Source organism: Acinetobacter sp. C13 (assembly GCF_016809775.1).
GTDB classification, from domain to species: domain Bacteria; phylum Pseudomonadota; class Gammaproteobacteria; order Pseudomonadales; family Moraxellaceae; genus Acinetobacter; species Acinetobacter pittii.
Genome location: NZ_JAFBJL010000001.1, coordinates 82,795 through 101,124 on the forward strand (window position 1 = coordinate 82,795; position 18,330 = coordinate 101,124).

20 protein-coding genes are annotated in these 18,330 nt (G+C 39.8%); 17 read left to right on the forward strand and 3 right to left on the reverse strand.

From position 1 onward, the window contains the following. Nucleotides 1-366 precede the first annotated feature (366 nt). The gene (locus JGE69_RS00390) at nucleotides 367-1,365 is read left to right on the forward strand and encodes a CobW family GTP-binding protein (RefSeq protein ID WP_199111793.1); all 999 of its coding nucleotides are present in this window, start codon (nucleotides 367-369) and stop codon (nucleotides 1,363-1,365) included. 45 nt (nucleotides 1,366-1,410) lie between these two features. Here the strand turns inward: JGE69_RS00390 and dctA are convergent, their stop codons facing one another. Next, nucleotides 1,411-2,673, reverse strand: a complete 1,263-nt coding sequence (dctA, locus tag JGE69_RS00395; protein WP_032004182.1) for a C4-dicarboxylate transporter DctA — start codon at nucleotides 2,671-2,673, stop codon at nucleotides 1,411-1,413. Nucleotides 2,674-2,862: 189 nt separating this feature from the next. On the opposite strand from dctA, the gene JGE69_RS00400 reads away from it, so the two are divergent. From JGE69_RS00400 to pgaD, 5 genes are all read left to right on the forward strand, one after another. After that, complete coding sequence (locus tag JGE69_RS00400) at nucleotides 2,863-3,393, forward strand: YaeQ family protein (protein WP_002117684.1); 531 nt, start codon at nucleotides 2,863-2,865, stop codon at nucleotides 3,391-3,393. Nucleotides 3,394-3,480: 87 nt separating this feature from the next. After that, nucleotides 3,481-3,819: an FKBP-type peptidyl-prolyl cis-trans isomerase gene (locus JGE69_RS00405; protein WP_002117532.1), complete on the forward strand. Its 339-nt coding sequence runs from the start codon at nucleotides 3,481-3,483 to the stop codon at nucleotides 3,817-3,819. Between the two features lie 243 nt (nucleotides 3,820-4,062). Continuing rightward, the gene (gene pgaB, locus JGE69_RS00410) at nucleotides 4,063-6,057 is read left to right on the forward strand and encodes a poly-beta-1,6-N-acetyl-D-glucosamine N-deacetylase PgaB (protein ID WP_199111794.1); all 1,995 of its coding nucleotides are present in this window, start codon (nucleotides 4,063-4,065) and stop codon (nucleotides 6,055-6,057) included. Nucleotides 6,058-6,070: 13 nt separating this feature from the next. After that, entirely contained in the window at nucleotides 6,071-7,330 is a 1,260-nt protein-coding gene (gene pgaC / locus JGE69_RS00415; RefSeq protein WP_002117710.1) for a poly-beta-1,6-N-acetyl-D-glucosamine synthase, read from the forward strand. Between the two features lie 83 nt (nucleotides 7,331-7,413). After that, nucleotides 7,414-7,833: a poly-beta-1,6-N-acetyl-D-glucosamine biosynthesis protein PgaD gene (gene pgaD / locus JGE69_RS00420; RefSeq protein WP_005075401.1), complete on the forward strand. Its 420-nt coding sequence runs from the start codon at nucleotides 7,414-7,416 to the stop codon at nucleotides 7,831-7,833. A 102-nt stretch (nucleotides 7,834-7,935) separates the two neighbouring features. Here the strand turns inward: pgaD and JGE69_RS00425 are convergent, their stop codons facing one another. Beyond that, a complete protein-coding gene (locus JGE69_RS00425; RefSeq protein ID WP_199111795.1) occupies nucleotides 7,936-8,724 on the reverse strand; it encodes a crotonase/enoyl-CoA hydratase family protein in 789 nt (262 codons plus the stop codon). Nucleotides 8,725-8,970: 246 nt separating this feature from the next. On the opposite strand from JGE69_RS00425, the gene pnuC reads away from it, so the two are divergent. After that, on the forward strand, nucleotides 8,971-9,552 hold the full coding sequence (gene pnuC, locus JGE69_RS00430) for a nicotinamide riboside transporter PnuC (RefSeq protein WP_199111796.1): 582 nt from the start codon (nucleotides 8,971-8,973) through the stop codon (nucleotides 9,550-9,552). Between the two features lie 14 nt (nucleotides 9,553-9,566). Then, nucleotides 9,567-9,866 (forward strand): hypothetical protein, encoded by a 300-nt coding sequence (locus tag JGE69_RS00435; protein ID WP_199111797.1) that lies wholly within the window; start codon nucleotides 9,567-9,569, stop codon nucleotides 9,864-9,866. Nucleotides 9,867-9,911: 45 nt separating this feature from the next. Here JGE69_RS00435 and JGE69_RS00440 read toward each other — a convergent pair whose 3' ends face one another. Beyond that, entirely contained in the window at nucleotides 9,912-10,724 is an 813-nt protein-coding gene (locus tag JGE69_RS00440) for an IclR family transcriptional regulator (RefSeq protein WP_005803024.1), read from the reverse strand. Between the two features lie 273 nt (nucleotides 10,725-10,997). Between JGE69_RS00440 and JGE69_RS00445 the strand changes: the two genes are divergently transcribed. From JGE69_RS00445 to JGE69_RS00485, 9 genes are read left to right on the forward strand one after another with little or no spacing between them, the layout of a single operon-like run. Next, a complete protein-coding gene (locus JGE69_RS00445) occupies nucleotides 10,998-11,303 on the forward strand; it encodes a non-heme iron oxygenase ferredoxin subunit (protein WP_002117586.1) in 306 nt (101 codons plus the stop codon). Nucleotides 11,304-11,330: 27 nt separating this feature from the next. Continuing rightward, nucleotides 11,331-11,630: a recombinase-like helix-turn-helix domain-containing protein gene (locus tag JGE69_RS00450; protein WP_005070730.1), complete on the forward strand. Its 300-nt coding sequence runs from the start codon at nucleotides 11,331-11,333 to the stop codon at nucleotides 11,628-11,630. A gap of 16 nt (nucleotides 11,631-11,646) precedes the next feature. Then, on the forward strand, nucleotides 11,647-12,714 hold the full coding sequence (locus JGE69_RS00455; protein ID WP_005070727.1) for an aromatic ring-hydroxylating oxygenase subunit alpha: 1,068 nt from the start codon (nucleotides 11,647-11,649) through the stop codon (nucleotides 12,712-12,714). Continuing rightward, entirely contained in the window at nucleotides 12,707-13,471 is a 765-nt protein-coding gene (locus JGE69_RS00460) for an SDR family oxidoreductase (RefSeq protein WP_125518769.1), read from the forward strand. Before JGE69_RS00455 ends, JGE69_RS00460 begins: the two co-directional genes overlap by 8 nt. 11 nt (nucleotides 13,472-13,482) lie before the next feature. Beyond that, the gene (locus JGE69_RS00465) at nucleotides 13,483-14,412 is read left to right on the forward strand and encodes a VOC family protein (RefSeq protein ID WP_069037295.1); all 930 of its coding nucleotides are present in this window, start codon (nucleotides 13,483-13,485) and stop codon (nucleotides 14,410-14,412) included. Nucleotides 14,413-14,440: 28 nt separating this feature from the next. After that, a complete protein-coding gene (locus JGE69_RS00470; RefSeq protein WP_005803017.1) occupies nucleotides 14,441-15,652 on the forward strand; it encodes an NAD(P)/FAD-dependent oxidoreductase in 1,212 nt (403 codons plus the stop codon). A gap of 42 nt (nucleotides 15,653-15,694) precedes the next feature. Then, nucleotides 15,695-16,918 (forward strand): MFS transporter, encoded by a 1,224-nt coding sequence (locus JGE69_RS00475; RefSeq protein ID WP_005803015.1) that lies wholly within the window; start codon nucleotides 15,695-15,697, stop codon nucleotides 16,916-16,918. Between the two features lie 23 nt (nucleotides 16,919-16,941). Next, the gene (locus JGE69_RS00480) at nucleotides 16,942-17,463 is read left to right on the forward strand and encodes a cupin domain-containing protein (RefSeq protein WP_002117566.1); all 522 of its coding nucleotides are present in this window, start codon (nucleotides 16,942-16,944) and stop codon (nucleotides 17,461-17,463) included. A gap of 35 nt (nucleotides 17,464-17,498) precedes the next feature. Beyond that, complete coding sequence (locus JGE69_RS00485) at nucleotides 17,499-18,323, forward strand: alpha/beta fold hydrolase (protein ID WP_199111798.1); 825 nt, start codon at nucleotides 17,499-17,501, stop codon at nucleotides 18,321-18,323. Nucleotides 18,324-18,330: the final 7 nt, after the last annotated feature.

Consider the following 18,330-nt stretch of genomic DNA (forward strand, 5'->3'; position numbering starts at 1 on the left):
AATCTATTACGGCTATCTTAACAATATGAAATATACGGGTCATTTATGTGAGCAATCTGTAAAATAAAAGGGCTTAAATACACCTTAAAATGTGAAAAAATATTTCTTATCGAATGAAAAAAGATCAACTGTGTTACGTAAACCTAACACTCTGGCATGAATTGTGAATGCGCCTAAATAGAATATTCCGTTTGAATTATAATTATCCAGAGTTAATATAGATTTTAAATGAGATGTATGTCACATATTAACTATTTCGGCCTGATAATTGAAAAGTATATCTTCAAAGTTAAAAATCATTTTCATGCTACTTAAACAGTGATATATCTTTCTTAGTTTTTTAAACCTTGTTGATTTGAGCTGCTTGTGAAACTGATAGCCCCAAAAACTGTTCCCACCCATATTATTTCTGGTTTTTTAGGGGCAGGAAAAACCACATTATTACAGCATTTATTAAGCCAAAAACCTAAAGATGAGGTTTGGGCTGTATTAATGAATGAGTTTGGACAAATTGGAGTAGACCAACAACTCTTACCTCAAGATGCAGGATATGCAGTCAAAGAACTATTAGGGGGCTGTCTATGTTGTAGCAGTCAATTGCCGATGCATATTGCTTTAGCACGTCTTTTGAGTGAACAAAAGCCAGATCGACTCTTTATTGAGCCGACTGGACTTGGGCATCCTTCTCAATTATTTGACCAACTGACTGAGCCTCATTGGCAAAGTAGTTTAGCCATGCGGGCACTGATTACTGTGGTAGATGGTAGTCGTTTGCATGATACCAATTGGGTTAAACAAAACCTTTATGAAGATCAGTTAAAAGCTGCCCAGATTGTGGTGGTGTCACATACCGATGTTATGACTTTTGAAGATGATCAGGCGCTTGAGCTATTAAAAGACGAATACCAGCCTTATCACCAAGAGTGGATTAAAATTGAACATGGTCAGTTAGCGTTAAATAAAATTGATGTAGCTGCTCGTTTAACTGAGCGATCTATACAACCTTTACTTAAACTTCAAAAACAAATGACTGAAACCGAGGTTAAGAAGGAAATTCAGCAATTACCTTATCATTATGTCGAGTCGGCACAAGGCTATATTGTGGCTGGTTGGAAGTTGCCTAAACGCTGGAAATTTGAGTTTTATGCTCTGCTTGATGTGTTGTGTGCACAGCAAGACTGGCTCCGAATTAAGGGAATTTTTAACACAGATCAAGGATGGAAAGTTTTTAACTTTAATCCTGATCAGTTTAATTATAAGTCGGGTGAAGAGGGCATTGATAACCGTATTGAAATCATTAGCGGACATCATCACGATTGGTTGGCTTTTGAAACAGCATTACTTGCCTGTCAGTTTGAAAAGTAGAGAACATTAAACCAAAAGTAATTCAATGTTCTCTGCAGAGTGGGATTAAGGTTTGCTATCTAACACAGCTTTAGCTTGCGCATGATCAATATCTTTTTCCCAGTGAGCGATCACTACGGTCGCGACACAGTTACCAATTAAGTTGGTACAGGCACGAATAATTCCGATAAACCAGTCGACTGAAAGTAGAAGCACTAAGCCAATTGCAGGGAGACTTGGTATCACTGAAAGTGTGGCTGCAAGAATAACTAAGGCTGAACCTGGAATACCGTGTGCACCTTTAGAAGTAATGAGCGAAACCAGCAAAATAGCCAGTAAGTCATGCATAGATAAATCAATATTGCAGGCCTGTGCAATAAAGATCACGCCTAAAGTTAAGTAAATTGAAAAGCCATCTAAATTAAATGAATAACCAGTTGGAATAACCAAACCGACAGTTGAATCTTTAATTCCCAAATTTTTGAGTTTTTTCATAATTTGAGGAAGAACAGAGTCAGAAGAAGCGGTACCTAAAACAATAGCGAGTTCATCTTTAAAATAGCCCACAAATTTGAAAATGTTGAGACCGGCAAGTTTTAAAATCGAACCTAAAACAATAACGACAAATAAAATGCAGGTTGCATAAAACAGTAAAACTAAATAACCCAATTGTAAGAGTGAATCTAAACCAAATTTAGCAGTGGTATAGGCGACTGAACCGAATACACCAATTGGAGCTAAACGAATAATGAGTCCCATAATTTTAAAGAAGACTTCCGAAAAAGCTTCAAGCGCTTGACGTACTAACTCTGCCAAATGTTTAGGAATTAAAAGTAGGGAAACACCAAATAAAATAGCGATCAATAAAACCTGTAAAATATCGCCGTTTGCAAAAGCGGCAGTGAAGGTCTTGGGAATAATATTGAGTAGAAATTCCGAACCTGTATGCATCTCGTGGGCACGTTCGGTATAGGTACTTAAATCTTTTGCATCTAAATGGCTAATATCGATATTCATACCGACGCCCGGTTTAAATACATAGGCCACAATAATGCCTAAAATTAAAGCAATACTGGTCACCACTTCAAAATAGAGAATCGTTTTTGCACCGACTTTGCCCATTTTTTTTATGTCGTTTGCACCATAGATTCCCAGTACAACAACACAAAACACAATTGGTGCAATCAGCATCTTAATTAAAGAAATAAAACCATCACCTAATGGCTTTAGAGAAAGGGAGAAATCATGAAAGCCGATTCCAACTGCAACCCCAAGAAAGAGCGCACAAAGAACCTGTAAAAATAAACTACGCTTGAGCTTTAGCCACATAAGTCATCAATTTTAGCAAGAGGAAAATATCTCTCTCTAAAGCAAAAAGCCGGCCAACTATAAAATAAGCTGAGCGTTTTGGAAGAATATGCAAATTTCACATGACTATGCTTTGCATTGTTTAGTTTTTTTATAATTTTTTACCCAAAATCGAGTATCCTTAGCGCCAAATTTTTGGACATATTAATCATGGCGCTTAAAGCAACAATTTATAAGGCAGACTTGAATATTGCCAATATGGATGACCATATTTATGGTGATTATCAACTGACGCTTGCCTTGCATCCTTCGGAAACTTTAGAACGCTTAATGGTTCGTTTGATGGCTTTTGCCCGTTTCGCAAGTGATGAGCTTGAGTTTACTAAAGACCTTTTTGAAACTGATGAGCCAGCGTTATGGCAAAAAGATTTAACGGGTCAGTTAGAAACATGGATTGAAGTTGGCTTACCATCTGAAGATAAAGTCAAAAAAGCCAGTGCGCGCTGTAAAACAGTTGCGCTTGTTGTGTATGGCACACAAGTCGAAGAATGGTGGAAACGAAACAGTAAAATTAAAACGTTAAGTAACGTTCAGGTGTGGCAAATTGCTCCTCAAAGTACAGCAGAGCTTGAACAACTTTGTGAACGTACAATGCAGCTTCAATTAAATGTCATGGACAACGAGTGGACGCTTTTAGGTGAAAAGGGTCAGGCAAGTGTTGTGTGGACACAGTTACAGTAACATAGAAAAGCGCAACAAATTCTACAGATTCAGTTGGTACACTAAGTACCAATTGCGATTTTAAAGATTCAGATTAAGGGGTAAACCATGTCAAATGAATTAGAAATTATCGATTTAAAAGTAGGTGAAGGCAAAGAAGCGGTTAAAGGTGCTTTGATTACAACTCACTACACAGGTTGGTTAGAAGACGGTACAAAATTTGATTCTTCAATTGATCGCGGTAATTATTTTGAATGCGTGATTGGAACAGGCCGTGTAATTAAAGGTTGGGACCAAGGCATTATGGGAATGAAAGTTGGCGGCAAGCGTAAGTTAATCGTACCTGCTCATTTAGCTTATGGTGAGCGTAAAATGGGTAAGATTATTCCCGCTAATTCTAATTTAATTTTTGAAATTGAATTATTCGATGTCAAAACTCGTGACTAGTGAAAATTTAAAGCCCTTTAGAGGGCTTTCTTGTTTATATGAGCTTTAAATATAAATACATTATTAATTTATATTTTAGCTTTTTAAATATTTAAGATTATTTTCAGATTATTTGATTATAAATGCTGACTGAGAAACTGTTCATTTATGGGCAGGCTGACATTAAGACCAAATTCCAAAAAGTTTGCGTCTTAAAATCAAACTTCGCATAAATAATCTATATTGTTATTGAGACGCTATTTCATGATTATCCGCTTTGCATCTCCTTTGTTGAACATATCACTTGGCTTAGCTTTGGCAGGCTTGTCAGGCATGGCATTAGCCAAACCACCTAAACTGGACGCGTCAACACTTACGGTGATTGGTTATCATGAAATTACCGATACTAAAAATGCATTAATTCCTCAATATGCAGTGACGACTCAACAATTTACACAGCATGTTGAATGGCTGCAAAAAAACGGATTCCATTTTATTACGGTTGATCAGTTGATCCGTGCTCATCAAGGTAAATTTCAACTGCCTACAAAACCTGTTCTATTAACTGTAGACGATGGTTATCAATCTTTCTATCAAAATGCTTATCCAGTCATTAAAGCTAAAAAAATTCCGGTTGTTCTTGCTGTTGTAGGTTCATGGTTAGAGCCAAAAGCTGGGCAAAAAGTCGATTTTTCAGGGGAAGAAATTCCACGCGATAAAATCTTAAGCTGGCCTGAGCTGAAAGTAATGCAAGATAGTGGCTTTGTTGAAATTGCAAACCATAGCTATCATTTGCACCGCGGTATTACAGGCAACCCGCAAGGCAACTCTGAACCTGCCGCAACTACTCGTTTTTATGATGTAAAAACTCAAACCTACGAGAACGATGCACAATATCAGGCACGTATTTATAACGACTTAAAGAAAAATAACGAACTACTTAAAGCACACGGCTTACGTTCGCCACGCATTATGGTATGGCCTTATGGCCGCTATAATATGCAAACAGTTCAAATTGCTAAAAAGCTGGGTATGCCAATTACCATTACACTGGATGATGGGGCAGACCACGCAAAACAATCTCTTCAAAATATGAGCCGTATTTTGGTAGAAGGCGATATGACTACTGATGATTTGGCTCAAGAAATTAAAAATCGTGAATTGAATTTAACGGATAACAACCGTCCGCAAAAAATTATGCATATCGATCTGGACTATATTTATGATCCAGACCCGAAACAGCAAGAACGTAATTTAGGTCACTTGTTAGACCGAATTAATGCGATGGGTGTAAATACTGTCTATTTACAGGCATTTTCAGATCCAGACGCGAATGGCTCTGCTGATATGGTGTATTTCCCAAATCGTCACATTCCAATGCGTGCCGACTTGTTTAACCGTGTAGCATGGCAAATTCAAACCCGTACGCCTGTAAGTCGTATTTATGCATGGATGCCTTTATTGGCATGGGAATTACCAAAAACTGATCCAGTTTCTAAAGATTTGGTGGTGACAGAGCAAGCAAAAACAGGTGAACACCTTAATATGGGGTATATCCGTTTAAGTCCGTTCTCAGCAGACGCACGCCAAACTATTCGTGAGATTTATCAAGATTTGGCTAAGTCATCTTCATTTAACGGAATTTTATTCCATGACGACGTCACCTTATCTGACTATGAAGATGCAAGCCCAGATGCCTTAAAAGCTTATGCGAAACAAGGTTTACCTACAGATTTGGCAAAAATTCGCGATAACGATCAAGATTTGCAAAAATGGACGGCATATAAGACAAAATATCTAGATGATTTTGCAATGCAACTCGTTGATGACGTGCGACAATATGAACCGTTCTTGCTCACCGCACGTAACTTATATGCGCAAGTTGCTTTAAAACCATATGCAGAAAACTGGTATTCACAATCGCTTGAAGAGTCGTTAAAACGCTATGACTTTACGGCTATTATGGCAATGCCTTATATGGAACAGGTCGATAATGCTGATCAGTTCTATAAAGATATGGTTGATCGCGTGAAACAATATCCAAATGGTATTAAGAAAACTGTTTTTGAGTTACAGGCAACCGACTGGCGTAAAAACGAAAAGGTACCTTCAACTGAAATGGCCGCAACAATTCATTCTCTGTATCAGCAAGGTGTAATGCATGTCGGATATTACCCAGATGACCCAATTAAAGATCATCCGGATGTGGACACTATGCATAAAGCATTTGCTGAAAAATCATCTCGTCTTGTGCCGTAGTCGAGGCTAAAACATGACAATCTTTGCTGCAATATGGTCGCATGCCTTAAAATTCGTTTTCTATTATCCATTATTCATGTCGTATTTATGGATGATTGGCGCGATTATTTTCTATTGGAAAGAACGTCAGGCCCCGCCTTACGATCAACCAGCTCCATTAGAGAGTTATCCAAAAGTTGCTGTATTAATTCCTTGTTTTAATGAAGGGGATAATGCAGAAGAAACCATTAGCCATGCATTAAAACTGGACTATCCTCATTTTGAAGTGATTGCGATTAATGATGGTAGCTCGGACAATACAGGCGAGGTACTCGACCGCTTAGCAGCACAACATGAAAAACTCCGTGTTGTTCATTTGGCGCAAAACCAAGGTAAAGCCATGGGGTTGCAAGCCGGAAGCTTAATGACCGATGCCGAGTTTTTAATTGGTATCGATGGCGATGCTTTACTTGATCCTCATGCAGCAAAGTGGATGATTCGTCATTTTCAGGAAAATCCAACAGTTGCAGCTGTGACGGGTAATCCGCGTATCCGTACTCGCTCAACTTTGCTAGGGCGTATTCAGGTCGGTGAGTTTTCTTCGATTGTCGGCATGATTAAACGTGCACAACGTACCTTTGGACGCTTATTTACCGTATCGGGTGTAATTACCGCTTTTCGTAAGAGCGCTGTTCACCAAGTCGATTATTGGTCACCAAATATGTTGACTGAAGATATCGATATTACTTGGAAATTGCAACGTGCAGGTTGGGACATTCGTTTTGAACCGAATGCCTTGGTCTGGATTTTAATGCCTGAAACTTTAAACGGTTTGTGGAAACAACGTTTACGTTGGGCTATGGGTGGGGCACAGGTATTAATTAAAAATATTGATGTGTTCACTAAGCCAAAACTAAATTTTTTATGGCCATTAATGTTTGAGCTGTGCTTAACCTTAGTTTGGTCGTATTTAATGTTGGCGATGGCTTTATTATGGTTGGTACATTTTATTTTACCGGTCCCTGCTTTAGCCGTTGTGAGCTCTCCATTTTTACCGTATGGTAGCGGTATTTTATTGGGGGCAACCTGTCTCATTCAGTTTGCTTTAAGCAAATGGATGGATAGTCGTTATGAACCACATCTAGGAAAAAACTATTTCTGGATGATCTGGTATCCATTGGTCTTTTGGCTAATCACCATCTCGGCAACTATTGTGGCATTTCCAAAAGTTTTAAAACGTGGAGATGAGAAACGTGCGCGTTGGGTGAGCCCGGATCGGGGCATTCGTGGATGAAATGCAAGAGTCATGAGATTTTAAAGATCGTGCTGTATTGATGTCTGGGGAAAACCACAGCACTTCGTTAGGTAAAGAGAGAAATGAAGACAAATTCGTTGATTATTGATTTACGCCGTCAATTACCATGGCATAAACGCTATGCTTCTACAACAAGCACAGCCATGATGTGGGCGGTTTGGTTGTTGCTGTGGCGTCCATTTGTACTTATCTGGGTTTTGGCTGAACTCCAAAAAACACATTTAGTTCACCGTTTGTTTAGTGCCTTTGGTTTGGGCATTGAACATGGCATTACTGCGTTAATTGCTTGTGCAATTTGCTTATTGTTGTGGAGTCATGTGCTGCCTGAGCATCGTGTTGGCGGTAATGCGCTTAAAGCAAAACAGACAGAGGATTATGCGCGCTATTTTGATTTACCTGAACATGAAATTGAACAGGGACGTAGTCAGAAAATTACAGTCGTTCACCATGATGAGCTAGGTAAAATCGTTAGAGTTGAATAAAGAAGATTAATGAAAAAAAGCCCGCATCGTGTGGGCTTTTTTTACGCTAATTTCTGTATATCCATAGGTTTTAAACTGTAGAGCGCAGTGCTTGAGCAGGTATTATTTACCTTTAAAAACAGGAGGTCTTTTTTGCAACATGGCAAATACACCTTCTTGAACATCTTCTGTTGTGAGCAAAGGTTGAAGATGGTTTTGTAATTGCTTAAAGGCAACCCCGTAACCTTCGTTAATAGCTTCACGAGCAGAGGCGAGGGTCGCTTTTACAGCAAGAGGAGCAGCTAGCGCAACATGTTCAGCAAGTTCTATTGCACGGTTGAGTTGAGAACCATCTGGGCATATTTCGGTAATCAGGTTCATATCAAATGCTGCTTTTGCATCGAAAGAGTCACCAGTGAGTAAATAACGCATGGCTTTGGCCCAGCCTGCGGCTTGAGTAAAACGTGCAGTAGCTCCCCCAAAAGGTAAGATGCCACGTTGAACTTCCATTTGAGCAAATTGTGTATTTTCACTCGCAATCGTAATATCTGCGTTAAGAAATAGTTCTATACCAGCGGTGTAACAATAACCTTGTACCGCTACTATCAAAGGTTTACTGAGCTTTTGGCCGATTGTGCCCCAAGGGTTAATTTCATTTTCACTAAAATCAAAAACACCTGTAGCGAGTTTAGGTTGTAACTCAACTAGGTCCAAACCAGCTGTAAAATGATCGCCATGAGCAAAAATAACCGCGCAGCGCAGGGCATCATTATTTTCATATTCAGTGAGTGCTAGTGATAAGTCTTTGATCATGTGACTATCAAAAGCATTACGTTTTGCTGCCCGATCTAGACCAATTAAAAAAATATGCCCGCGGGTTTCACGGCTGACTTTTCCTTCTTGATTTGACATATTGTCATGCTCTTTATTCGTCTTTAATCATGTTTTAAACAATCGTTTAAAAACTAGCAAATAGAAATTGTTAGTAACTTGATCAGTATTTGTTTTGTCTGTGTATTGAGATAAATCGATAGCATTAGAAAAGAGTAAAACCTCAGACAACTTTAATTTCCATCATTTATTTAAATTAGCAGTTTGCTTAGCTTTATATTTTTCTCATAATACCTCGTCAAATTGATCTCAATAAGCAGCTGTTTTATGTCACCTCTAGAAATCTTTGCGGTCTTGATTAGCCTGATTGGAGTCGGATTAACGGTAATCCGTAATATGTGGTGTTGGCTGTTTAATTTCTTTGCCTTTGTTTTATATGCGTATTTGTTTTACGAATTTAAGCTATATGGCGAAACGATTTTGCAGTTCTTTTTTATGGTCGTAAATTTTTATGGCTTTTACTACTGGCTTAAAGGAAAGCAGCAAGATCACGATATTCGAATTGAACCGATTGCAGTTCAAACCGCTGTCATCCAAATGATCATTGCCGCGGTAGGTGGCTTGCTTTTTGGCTTAATTCTTAAAAACTTTACCGATGCAGCAGTGCCTATGCTCGACTCTCAACTTGCAGCATTTAGTTTGCTTGCAACGTATTGGACCAGCCGAAAACATATTGCGACTTGGGTACTTTGGGTATTTGTCGATATTATTTATGTCGGCATGTTTATCTATAAAGATTTATTTTTAACAGCTGCGTTATATGCAGCATTTGTTATGATGGCCGCTTATGGTTGGTATCAATGGGAAAAGGTTAAAAAGAAACAGCTTTTAGCCTCTAACCAGCTTTAATTTGGAGAGCGATCATGTTGTTGAGCTTAGAGGTTTATAAACAACAACAGTTTGATCAAATGGCTGCAAAAATAATGGCCAAGCCAAAAGAATATTGTGAATTTAATTCTGTATCTGATTTTTATAACGCTGCGTGGCTCAACGGTTTTCCACAAGGTACTCAGGTCTCTGCGACAGGTTTAGATGATGGTGCTGAAGAGTTTTATGCAGTTATTCAGTTTAAACAACAGTATTTAAAATTTGATATTAAAGAAAATAATTCGACAATTATCTTTCAGGATATGAATGGGAAAGTATTTGAAAGTAATTTTTAATTGAAGAAATAAAAGTACAAAAAAAGCGACTTAACGTCGCTTTTTTTAATAAATAAATTTGGAAATTTTGTTTGCTGTTTCAACAACTAGGTTTGCGATATCTTCTTTAAATGTTCTTTCATCGTAAGTGGTAATTGGACAACTTACAGAGATAACAGCGACCATTTTACCATTTGACTGTTTAAAAATAGGCGCCGCGCAGGCTGCCATATCGTGATTGTAATGACCCCAGCTCACCATGGTTTTTTGAGTTTTTACATAAGAGAGTCTTTGCAATAAAGCTTTTAAATTGGTTGGCGTCAGTTCAGAGAAACTGTCCCAATCGCTAAAATTGCGGTAACGCTGACGTACTTCAGTTTCAGGTAAATCAGATAAAAGCATTTGACCAATGACGGTTGCATGGGCAGGCCAGCGAGTTCCTAAACTAATGTTGCTCGTAAAGGTTCCCATCGATTGGATATTATTTACAAAGACAATATGAGTACCTTCTAAAATAGAAAGATGTACAGCGAGTTTGGTTTGGTCACGTAGTTCTTTCATTAAAGGTGTCGATAAATCGAGTAATGAAAGTTTAGATAAACTGTTAAAACCAAGTTCCATGACTTTGGAATCGAGTGCATAAGTTTTTTGAGATGCTTTTCTTAAATAGCCACAAGATTCGAGTGTATAAATCAGGCGAAATGCACTAGAACGGTTCACTTCTAAAATTTCAGCAATTTCTGTAATGGTCATTTCTTGCGCTTGTTGATTAAATGCTTGCAAGATAGCTAAACCCCGTACAAGTCCGGGAACTAAATATCGGTCATCATTTTTTGTTGTTTCCGATTCGTGCGAATCTTCTTCAATTGCTATGCTCATTCGTGTCATTTTCCTATAAATAAAACATGATTCAATTTGGGGCATGCTGCTTTATTTTATAACTATTGTAATTGTTAAAAATGCATAAAACAATTTTTATATTTAAAACTTTGTTTCCTTCTTGAAACGTAACAAAATATTTAAAAATTAGTAAACTAATGAATTTTATATTTATTTTTACTTTGACAAAAAATGATCAAGGGGATTATGCTTAGCTTGTGTTTTGAAAATCAAATTATGTTTTGTATATAAAACAAAATGAGGACGCAAGGTATGAGTTGGATCTCAGTTTGTCAGCAGGGTGACGTTAGCGAAGATGAGCCGAAAGCCATCGAAATTGAAGGGAAAAAAATAGGCGTATTTTTCGTCGATGAAAATTACTTTGCTATCGAAAATGTTTGCCCTCATGCGTATGCCTTATTAACCGAAGGATTTATCGAAGATCAGACTGTTGAATGTCCATTGCACGAAGCAATTTTTGACATTCAAACAGGTGAGCTAAAAAGTGGGCCAGGGTGTAGAAACCTATGTACGTACCCAGTTCGTGTTGAAGGACAGGATATTCAAATTCAACTCTAGTCCTCACATGTACAAGGAAGCAGAACAATGAAGACATTTAATGAAAAGTTGGCAAGCTGGATTCATGCAACGCCGGCAACCGAAGCAGGTATCAACAATATTCAAATTCCAGGTCAATCTGAATTGTTGGTTTGGCAGACACGTTATAAAGAGCCAACTCTCTATGAACAGGATTTTGTAAAAAACTTGATTCAGGCATTTTCTGCGGGCGCAACAGAGTTAGATGACGTTGTTTCTGCACTTAATCAACAGGGTTTCCGCTGTGAATCTGGTGATGAATGGACTTCTGCAAGCTTTACAGAAGAAATGCAACGTTTAGGTTATTGATTCAGGGAAGAATAAAATGAACGCAATCGTATCAACTTCACAAAGCGCTGAAGAATATTTAGAACTTGGTTTACGTGACCAATGGCATCCGGTTTTGGCAAGTTGGGAAGTCGCTGCTAATCCAGTCGGTATTACCCGTTTAGGCGAAAATATCGTGGTTTGGCGTGATGCCGAAGGTCAGGTTCATGCACTTGAAGATCGCTGTCCACACCGAGGTGCTCGTCTTTCCCTTGGTTGGAACTTAGGTGACCGAGTTGCTTGCTGGTATCACGGTGTTGAAGTTCGTGCTGATGGTGTGGTTGCTGATGTGCCAGCGGTTCATGAATGTCCAATGACCGGCACTAAATGTTTAAAGAACTATCCTGTCATTGAGCAACATGGCGCAATCTTCATCTGGTTTGGTATTGATGCAAATGAACAACCAGCACCGCTTGAGTTCCCAGAGCAACTTGCAAGTGAAGAGTGGAGTGCGTTCCTTTGCCAAGCAGACTGGAAAGTAAACCATCAATACGCGATTGATAATGTGATGGACCCAATGCATGGGACCTATTTACACGCGACATCGCACTCGATGGCAGATGGTGAACGTACTGCAGAGATGAAGCACCGCACGACCGATAATGGCTTTGTTTTTGAAAAAGAAGGTCAAACAGGTGTGAACTTTGACTGGGTTGAATATGGTTCAACAGGTGCAAGCTGGTTACGTCTTTCAATTCCATACCGTAAACAATTTGGTCCAGGTGGTGAATTCTGGATTGTGGGTTATGCAACGCCAATTGATGCCAACAATACTCGCGTATTTTTCTGGCGCTGCCGTAAGGTGAGTGGTTGGCAACGTAATGTATGGCGTTTCTTATATCGCAATCACTTAGAACAGTTGCATTGGGATGTATTAGAACAAGACCGAATTATTTTAGAAAACCTTGCGCCAAATGCGCGTGAAAAAGAGTTTCTCTATCAACACGATGTTGGTCTTGCGCGTTTACGCCGTTTAATGAAAAAAGAAGCTGAGAAGCAATTAAAGAAAATTGCTGCACTAAATGCATCAAACCGTATCGAGATGCAGGAAGAAGCTCATGGCTAATGTAGCGTTGTTGCAAGGCAAAAAAGTTTTAGTGACTGGTGCTGCGCGTGGTTTAGGTAGAGATTTCGCTCAAGCCATTGCCGAGGCAGGTGCTGAAGTTGTGATGGCAGATATTTTGTCTAACTTGGTGCAACAAGAAGCACAAGCGTTACAACAACAAGGACTAAATGTTCATGCTGTCACCGTTGACCTTGCCAATGCAGACTCTATTGAAAATGCTGTTGCAAAAAGCGTTGAAGTATTACGGGGACTAGATGGCCTTGTGAATTGCGCGGCACTGGCGACCAATGTCGGTGGAAAAAATATGATTGATTACGATCCTGAACTTTGGGATCGGGTCATGAATATTAATGTGAAAGGCACATGGCTGATCAGTAAGGCATGCGTTCCCCATTTAAAGCAATCGGCTGCAGGCAAGATCATTAATGTTGCTTCCGATACAGCACTTTGGGGCGCACCGAACCTGATGGCTTATGTTGCTAGTAAAGGTGCAATTGTTGCCATGACGCGTTCAATGGCAAGAGAGTTGGGACAATCTAATATCTGTGTCAACACATTGTCACCGGGCCTTACTCTGGTTGAAGCAACCGAGTATGTGCCTCAAGAACGTCACGATTTATATGTCAACGGAAGAGCGATTCAACGTCAGCAACTTCCACAAGATTTAAATGGAACAGCATTGTATCTACTGTCGGATTTGTCCTCTTTTGTGACAGGTCAAAATATTCCGGTCAATGGCGGTTTTGTCTTTAACTAAGGAGTAGTCAAATGATTACAGGGATCGAGATTTTAAAGTTTGGAGTTGAAGATAGAGCCGCTTCAAACAAGTTTTTGGCAGATTTTGGTTTAAGCCAAAGTACTTCGGATATTGAAGGTACTGATCTTTACCAAACCCAAAATGGTAGCAAGATTTATCTATTTAATTGTGATGATGAGCGTTTGCCGACTGCTATTGAACAAGGTTCAACTTTACGTGAAGTGACTTGGGGCGTTGATAGTGCTCAAGACCTTGAAGACTTGGCAGCTCGTTTGGCCGATGTAGAAGGTTTTAAACGTACTGAAAATACAGTTGAGTGTATCGACCCAAATGGCATGACCATTCGTTTTGAACAAAGTTTTGTTAAAGAAGTACCTGAACTTAAAACGGAAGGTATTAACCAATACGGCAACATTCAACGTGTGAATGCAGCAAGTCCTGTTTATGAAAAAGGTCAACCTGTTGCGATTGGACATGTGGTGTTCTTCACACCGGATTTGGCAACAACTGAAAACTTCTATATTGAAAAAGTAGGTTTCCATTTATCTGATGCTTACAAAAATCGCGGTGCATTCTTACGTTGCCGCGGTGAAGGTTATCACCATGATTTATTCTTGCTCAGTGTTCCAAATAAACCTGCTGGCTTAAATCACGTTGCATTTGTCGTTCGTGATATCCATGAAGTGATTGGGGGCGGTTTAAATATGAATCGTTCGGAGTGGTCAACCTTTATTGGACCAGGACGTCATCCAATTTCTTCTGCTTATTTCTGGTACGTCAACTCACCATTAGGTGGTGCATTTGAATACTACACCAACGATGATTATTTGACAGAAGAATGGCAACCACGTGTAGAAGAACATCGTCTAGAGCTTTTCACTGAATGGGCGATTGAAGGTGGTCTTGATGACACAACCCGCCGTCAGGTGAAGCCTGTTTAACAGGTATTGCTTTACAAGGAAGATGGCTATGGAAAAGATCGTAATTGTAGGTGCCGGACAGGCAGCGGGTTGGGCAGTAAGTACCTTGCGTCAAAATGGGTATGTGGGCGAAATTCACGTGGTTTCAAATGAAGATCAAGTGTTTTATGAGCGTCCGCCACTGTCTAAGCAAGTACTTTCAAAAGAAGCAACGTATGAAAGTTTGAATCTGTTCTCTCCTGAGCAGGTTCAAGAGTTTAACGTTCAATGGCATAAACCGGAAATTGCGACAAAAGTCGATCGTGAGCAAAAACAGGTTCATTTAGAAAGTGGTCAGGTTTTGCCGTATGACAAATTGCTGATTGCAACTGGAAGCCGTGCACGTGTACCCGTCAATACATGGCAGTTCATTCCAAATGTTGTGACTTTACGCAATGTGCATGACTGTGAACGTTTGGCTGAAATTTTAAAGAATGCAAAAAATGTCGCTGTGATTGGCGGTGGCTGGATTGGTTTAGAAATTGCTGCAACTGCACGTAAGCAAGGTAAAGATGTTCATATTTTTGAATATGGCGACCGTTTATGTGCAAGAAGCGTGAGCCCGGAAGTTTCTGCATTTTTAAAAAATATGCATGAAACTCAAGGTACAAAAATTCATTTAGACAGCAAGAGTCTTCATTTAGTTGAAGCGCCAAATCAAAAAGTTGAAGTGGTGAATCACCCACAAAATAGCCAGTTATTTGACTGTGTCGTAGTAGGTGCAGGCGCTGAGATTGCCAAAGAGTTAGGTGTACATGCTGGTCTCGATGTGAAAGATGGCATTGTAGTGAATTGTTTTGGGCAAACTTCAGATCAAAACATTTATGCCGCAGGTGATGTTGCGATTCATCCGGGCTTGGGTTATTGCATTCAGTCATGGGCAAATGCACAAAATCAGGCGATTGCAGCTGCGAAGTCAATGCTCGGCATTGAAACCGAATATAGCGATATTCCATGGCTTTGGTCAGATCAATATCACTTTAATATCCAGATTTTAGGTACGTATCAACCTGAAAAAACGAAGGAAGTAGTCATTCGCCAAGGTGGGGAAGATCAGGTGAGCTATTTATATCTGGACCATGAAAATCGTTTGCTCAACATGATTGCCATTAATGATTCTAAACTGATCAAACTGGCAAAACGTTGGATGCAAGCCAACACCGTTTTAGATCCAAAACTATTAGCAGATGCTGAATTTAATGTCATGAAGTTAAAACCGTAAACATTAAATCTGGTTCTCATTACCAAATCGAAGGAATGACACATGAGTAATGAAGAAAAAAGTGGATTGAAGCATTGGGTACCTGCTTTTGTCCTTATGGTGTGTGTGGTACTGGCGTTTTTCGACAAGATTAGTATTGCGGTTTTATTTTCAGATCCTCATTTTCAAAGTGCAATGGGAATTGCTGAAGATAAGGCCAAGCTCGGATGGCTCATGACAAGTTTCTTACTTGCTTATGGTTTTTCATCAGTCTTTCTAAGCTTTTTGGGTGACATCTTTAACCCAAAGAAAATGCTGTTCTGGAGTGTAACGTCGTGGGGCGTACTCATGTTCTGTATGGGGTTCACCACCAGTTATTCAGGCATGTTGGTTTTACGTGTACTGCTTGGTTTAGCAGAAGGCCCGTTATTTGCCTTGGCATACACCATTGTTAAGCAGACTTATACGGACCGTCAGCAGGCACGTGCTTCTACCATGTTCTTACTTGGAACACCGATTGGTGCATTCCTTGGGTTCCCGATCACTGCAAATGTTTTAGCTCACCACGACTGGCATACCACTTTTTTTGTGATGGCTGCGCTAACCCTGATTGCGATTTTTAGCATTGTTTTTGGTCTGCGTAACTTGCAGCTCAAGAAAACTGTCGAAATTGAGGGCGAGAGTAAACGCACTAATTTCAAAGGTCACATTGCCAATACTAAATTGCTGCTCAGCAACAGCGCATTCTGGTTGGTTTGTCTCTTTAACATTGCGTTGATGACGTATTTGTGGGGCTTAAACAGCTGGGTTCCTTCTTACTTAATGCAAGACAAAGGATTCAATCTCAAAGAGTTTGGGATGTATTCAAGCTTTCCGTTCATTGCCATGTTAATTGGCGAAATTATCGGTGCGTTTTTATCTGACAAGTTAGGCCGCCGCGCAATTCAAGTATTTAGCGGTTTATTACTCGCGGGCATCTTCATGTATGTGATGGTCATTATGACTGAGCCATTATTGATTATTGCTGCCATGTCTTTAAGTGCTATGGCATGGGGTTTTGGAGTAGCAGCTGTATTTGCTCTGCTTGCAAGAGTAACGACCTCAAATGTAGGGGCGACTGCGGGCGGAATATTTAACGGTTTAGGTAATTTTGCAAGTGCAATTGCGCCTGTTCTTATCGGTTACATCGTGATGCAAACACATAGTTTTAATTTAGGAATTACCTTCTTGGCCGCTGTCGCTGTCATTGGGTCGTTGTTCTTGGTTCCTCTTTTAAAACGTTATTAATTCACTGTATAGGAGTTTAAAAAATGACTACACAACAATTCGAATCGTGGGCACAACCAGAGGGTGCTTCTTTAGAAGATTGGTTAAACACACGTATTGCTCGCTTTGAGACACGTAAATATGACTTTGATGCTTTGAAGTTCCAAGCAGATTACGACCCGAAATATCGCCGTGCACAAATGCGTTACATGGGTACGGGTGCAACAGGTGTTGCAAATGACGGTAACACCGTTCCAGCAGAAAACTTCACGTTTTCAACCATGGTTCTACCACCACAGTGTGAAGGTCCTTTGCACATTCACCACGATGTTGAAGAAGTTTTCTTTATGCTTCGCGGCGAAATTGATTTGTTTATTGAGCACAACGGCGAAAAATTTGAAACCCGTTTAAAAGAGCGTGATCTGATTTCAATTCCACCGGGAATTTACCGTGGTCTGTTTAACCCAGGTCAAGAAGATGCCTTGATGTGTGTGATGTTAGGAACAGGTAAACCAACCATTCCGAACTATCCACCAGAGCATCCATTGTCTCAAATCAAACGTTAATTGTTTGATGAAGTGAATGAAGGAAAGAATTGAAAATGATGACACTCATTGAAAAGTTAGCAGAATTTCCGGTGAAAACCGTTACTGTTCAAGGCCAGCAGCAAGCCTATCGGGAAGCCGGTCAGGGCGAGTACCTTGTGCTGTTGCATGGTATTAGTTCAGGTTCTGCTTCATGGGTAAACCAACTTGAAGTGCTGTCTCATCATTTTCATGTCATTGCCTGGGACGCACCGGGCTATGGCAAATCAGATGAACTTTTAACTGATCAGCCCAATGCTACTGATTACGTAAAGCGTTTGGCAGCATTGTTAGATGTTTTAAAAATTGAAAAAGCAATTGTGGTCGGACACTCATTAGGTGCCTTACAGGCCAGTGCATTTGCTGCACTTTACCCAGAGCGAGTGGAACACTTGGTTGTTGCTAACTTAGCTCAAGGCTACCAACGCCACGATGAGCAAACACAAATTCAGGTTTTTGAAAAAAGACCAAAAATGTTGAAAGAACTAGGCGCTAAAGGAATGGCTGAAAGCCGTGGACCTCATTTGATTTATAAACAAGAGCCACAAGCCTTAGCTTTAGTTTCAGAGGTGATGCAGCAGCTGACCCTAAAAGGTTTCACCCATGCATCGTACTTACTGGCATATGACGAAATACGTAATTACTTAACCAATTTAAAAGTCCCATGCACAGTCATTGCAGGGCAGCAAGATCAAATCACTCCTGCGTTAGGTATACAAGAGCTTGCTCAGGAATTGCAGTTGGAACAGCGCTTCGTCATAGAAGATGCAGGACATTTAAGTTATGTCGACCAACCGCAAGCATTTAACCAAATTATGTTGACGATTCAGGAACAATCGTAAGAGAGAT

Excerpts from the sequence above, each read along its gene's own strand:
- dctA (WP_032004182.1), bottom strand. The coding sequence starts at position 2,673 with ATGTGGCTAAAGCTCAAGCGTAGTTTATTTTTACAGGTTCTTTGTGCG.
- JGE69_RS00400 (WP_002117684.1), top strand. The coding sequence starts at position 2,863 with ATGGCGCTTAAAGCAACAATTTATAAGGCAGACTTGAATATTGCCAAT.
- JGE69_RS00405 (WP_002117532.1), top strand. The coding sequence starts at position 3,481 with ATGTCAAATGAATTAGAAATTATCGATTTAAAAGTAGGTGAAGGCAAA.
- pgaB (WP_199111794.1), top strand. The coding sequence starts at position 4,063 with ATGATTATCCGCTTTGCATCTCCTTTGTTGAACATATCACTTGGCTTA.
- pgaC (WP_002117710.1), top strand. The coding sequence starts at position 6,071 with ATGACAATCTTTGCTGCAATATGGTCGCATGCCTTAAAATTCGTTTTC.
- pgaD (WP_005075401.1), top strand. The coding sequence starts at position 7,414 with ATGAAGACAAATTCGTTGATTATTGATTTACGCCGTCAATTACCATGG.
- JGE69_RS00425 (WP_199111795.1), bottom strand. The coding sequence starts at position 8,724 with ATGTCAAATCAAGAAGGAAAAGTCAGCCGTGAAACCCGCGGGCATATT.
- pnuC (WP_199111796.1), top strand. The coding sequence starts at position 8,971 with ATGTCACCTCTAGAAATCTTTGCGGTCTTGATTAGCCTGATTGGAGTC.
- JGE69_RS00435 (WP_199111797.1), top strand. The coding sequence starts at position 9,567 with ATGTTGTTGAGCTTAGAGGTTTATAAACAACAACAGTTTGATCAAATG.
- JGE69_RS00440 (WP_005803024.1), bottom strand. The coding sequence starts at position 10,724 with ATGAGCATAGCAATTGAAGAAGATTCGCACGAATCGGAAACAACAAAA.
- JGE69_RS00445 (WP_002117586.1), top strand. The coding sequence starts at position 10,998 with ATGAGTTGGATCTCAGTTTGTCAGCAGGGTGACGTTAGCGAAGATGAG.
- JGE69_RS00450 (WP_005070730.1), top strand. The coding sequence starts at position 11,331 with ATGAAGACATTTAATGAAAAGTTGGCAAGCTGGATTCATGCAACGCCG.
- JGE69_RS00455 (WP_005070727.1), top strand. The coding sequence starts at position 11,647 with ATGAACGCAATCGTATCAACTTCACAAAGCGCTGAAGAATATTTAGAA.
- JGE69_RS00460 (WP_125518769.1), top strand. The coding sequence starts at position 12,707 with ATGGCTAATGTAGCGTTGTTGCAAGGCAAAAAAGTTTTAGTGACTGGT.
- JGE69_RS00465 (WP_069037295.1), top strand. The coding sequence starts at position 13,483 with ATGATTACAGGGATCGAGATTTTAAAGTTTGGAGTTGAAGATAGAGCC.
- JGE69_RS00470 (WP_005803017.1), top strand. The coding sequence starts at position 14,441 with ATGGAAAAGATCGTAATTGTAGGTGCCGGACAGGCAGCGGGTTGGGCA.
- JGE69_RS00475 (WP_005803015.1), top strand. The coding sequence starts at position 15,695 with ATGAGTAATGAAGAAAAAAGTGGATTGAAGCATTGGGTACCTGCTTTT.
- JGE69_RS00480 (WP_002117566.1), top strand. The coding sequence starts at position 16,942 with ATGACTACACAACAATTCGAATCGTGGGCACAACCAGAGGGTGCTTCT.
- JGE69_RS00485 (WP_199111798.1), top strand. The coding sequence starts at position 17,499 with ATGATGACACTCATTGAAAAGTTAGCAGAATTTCCGGTGAAAACCGTT.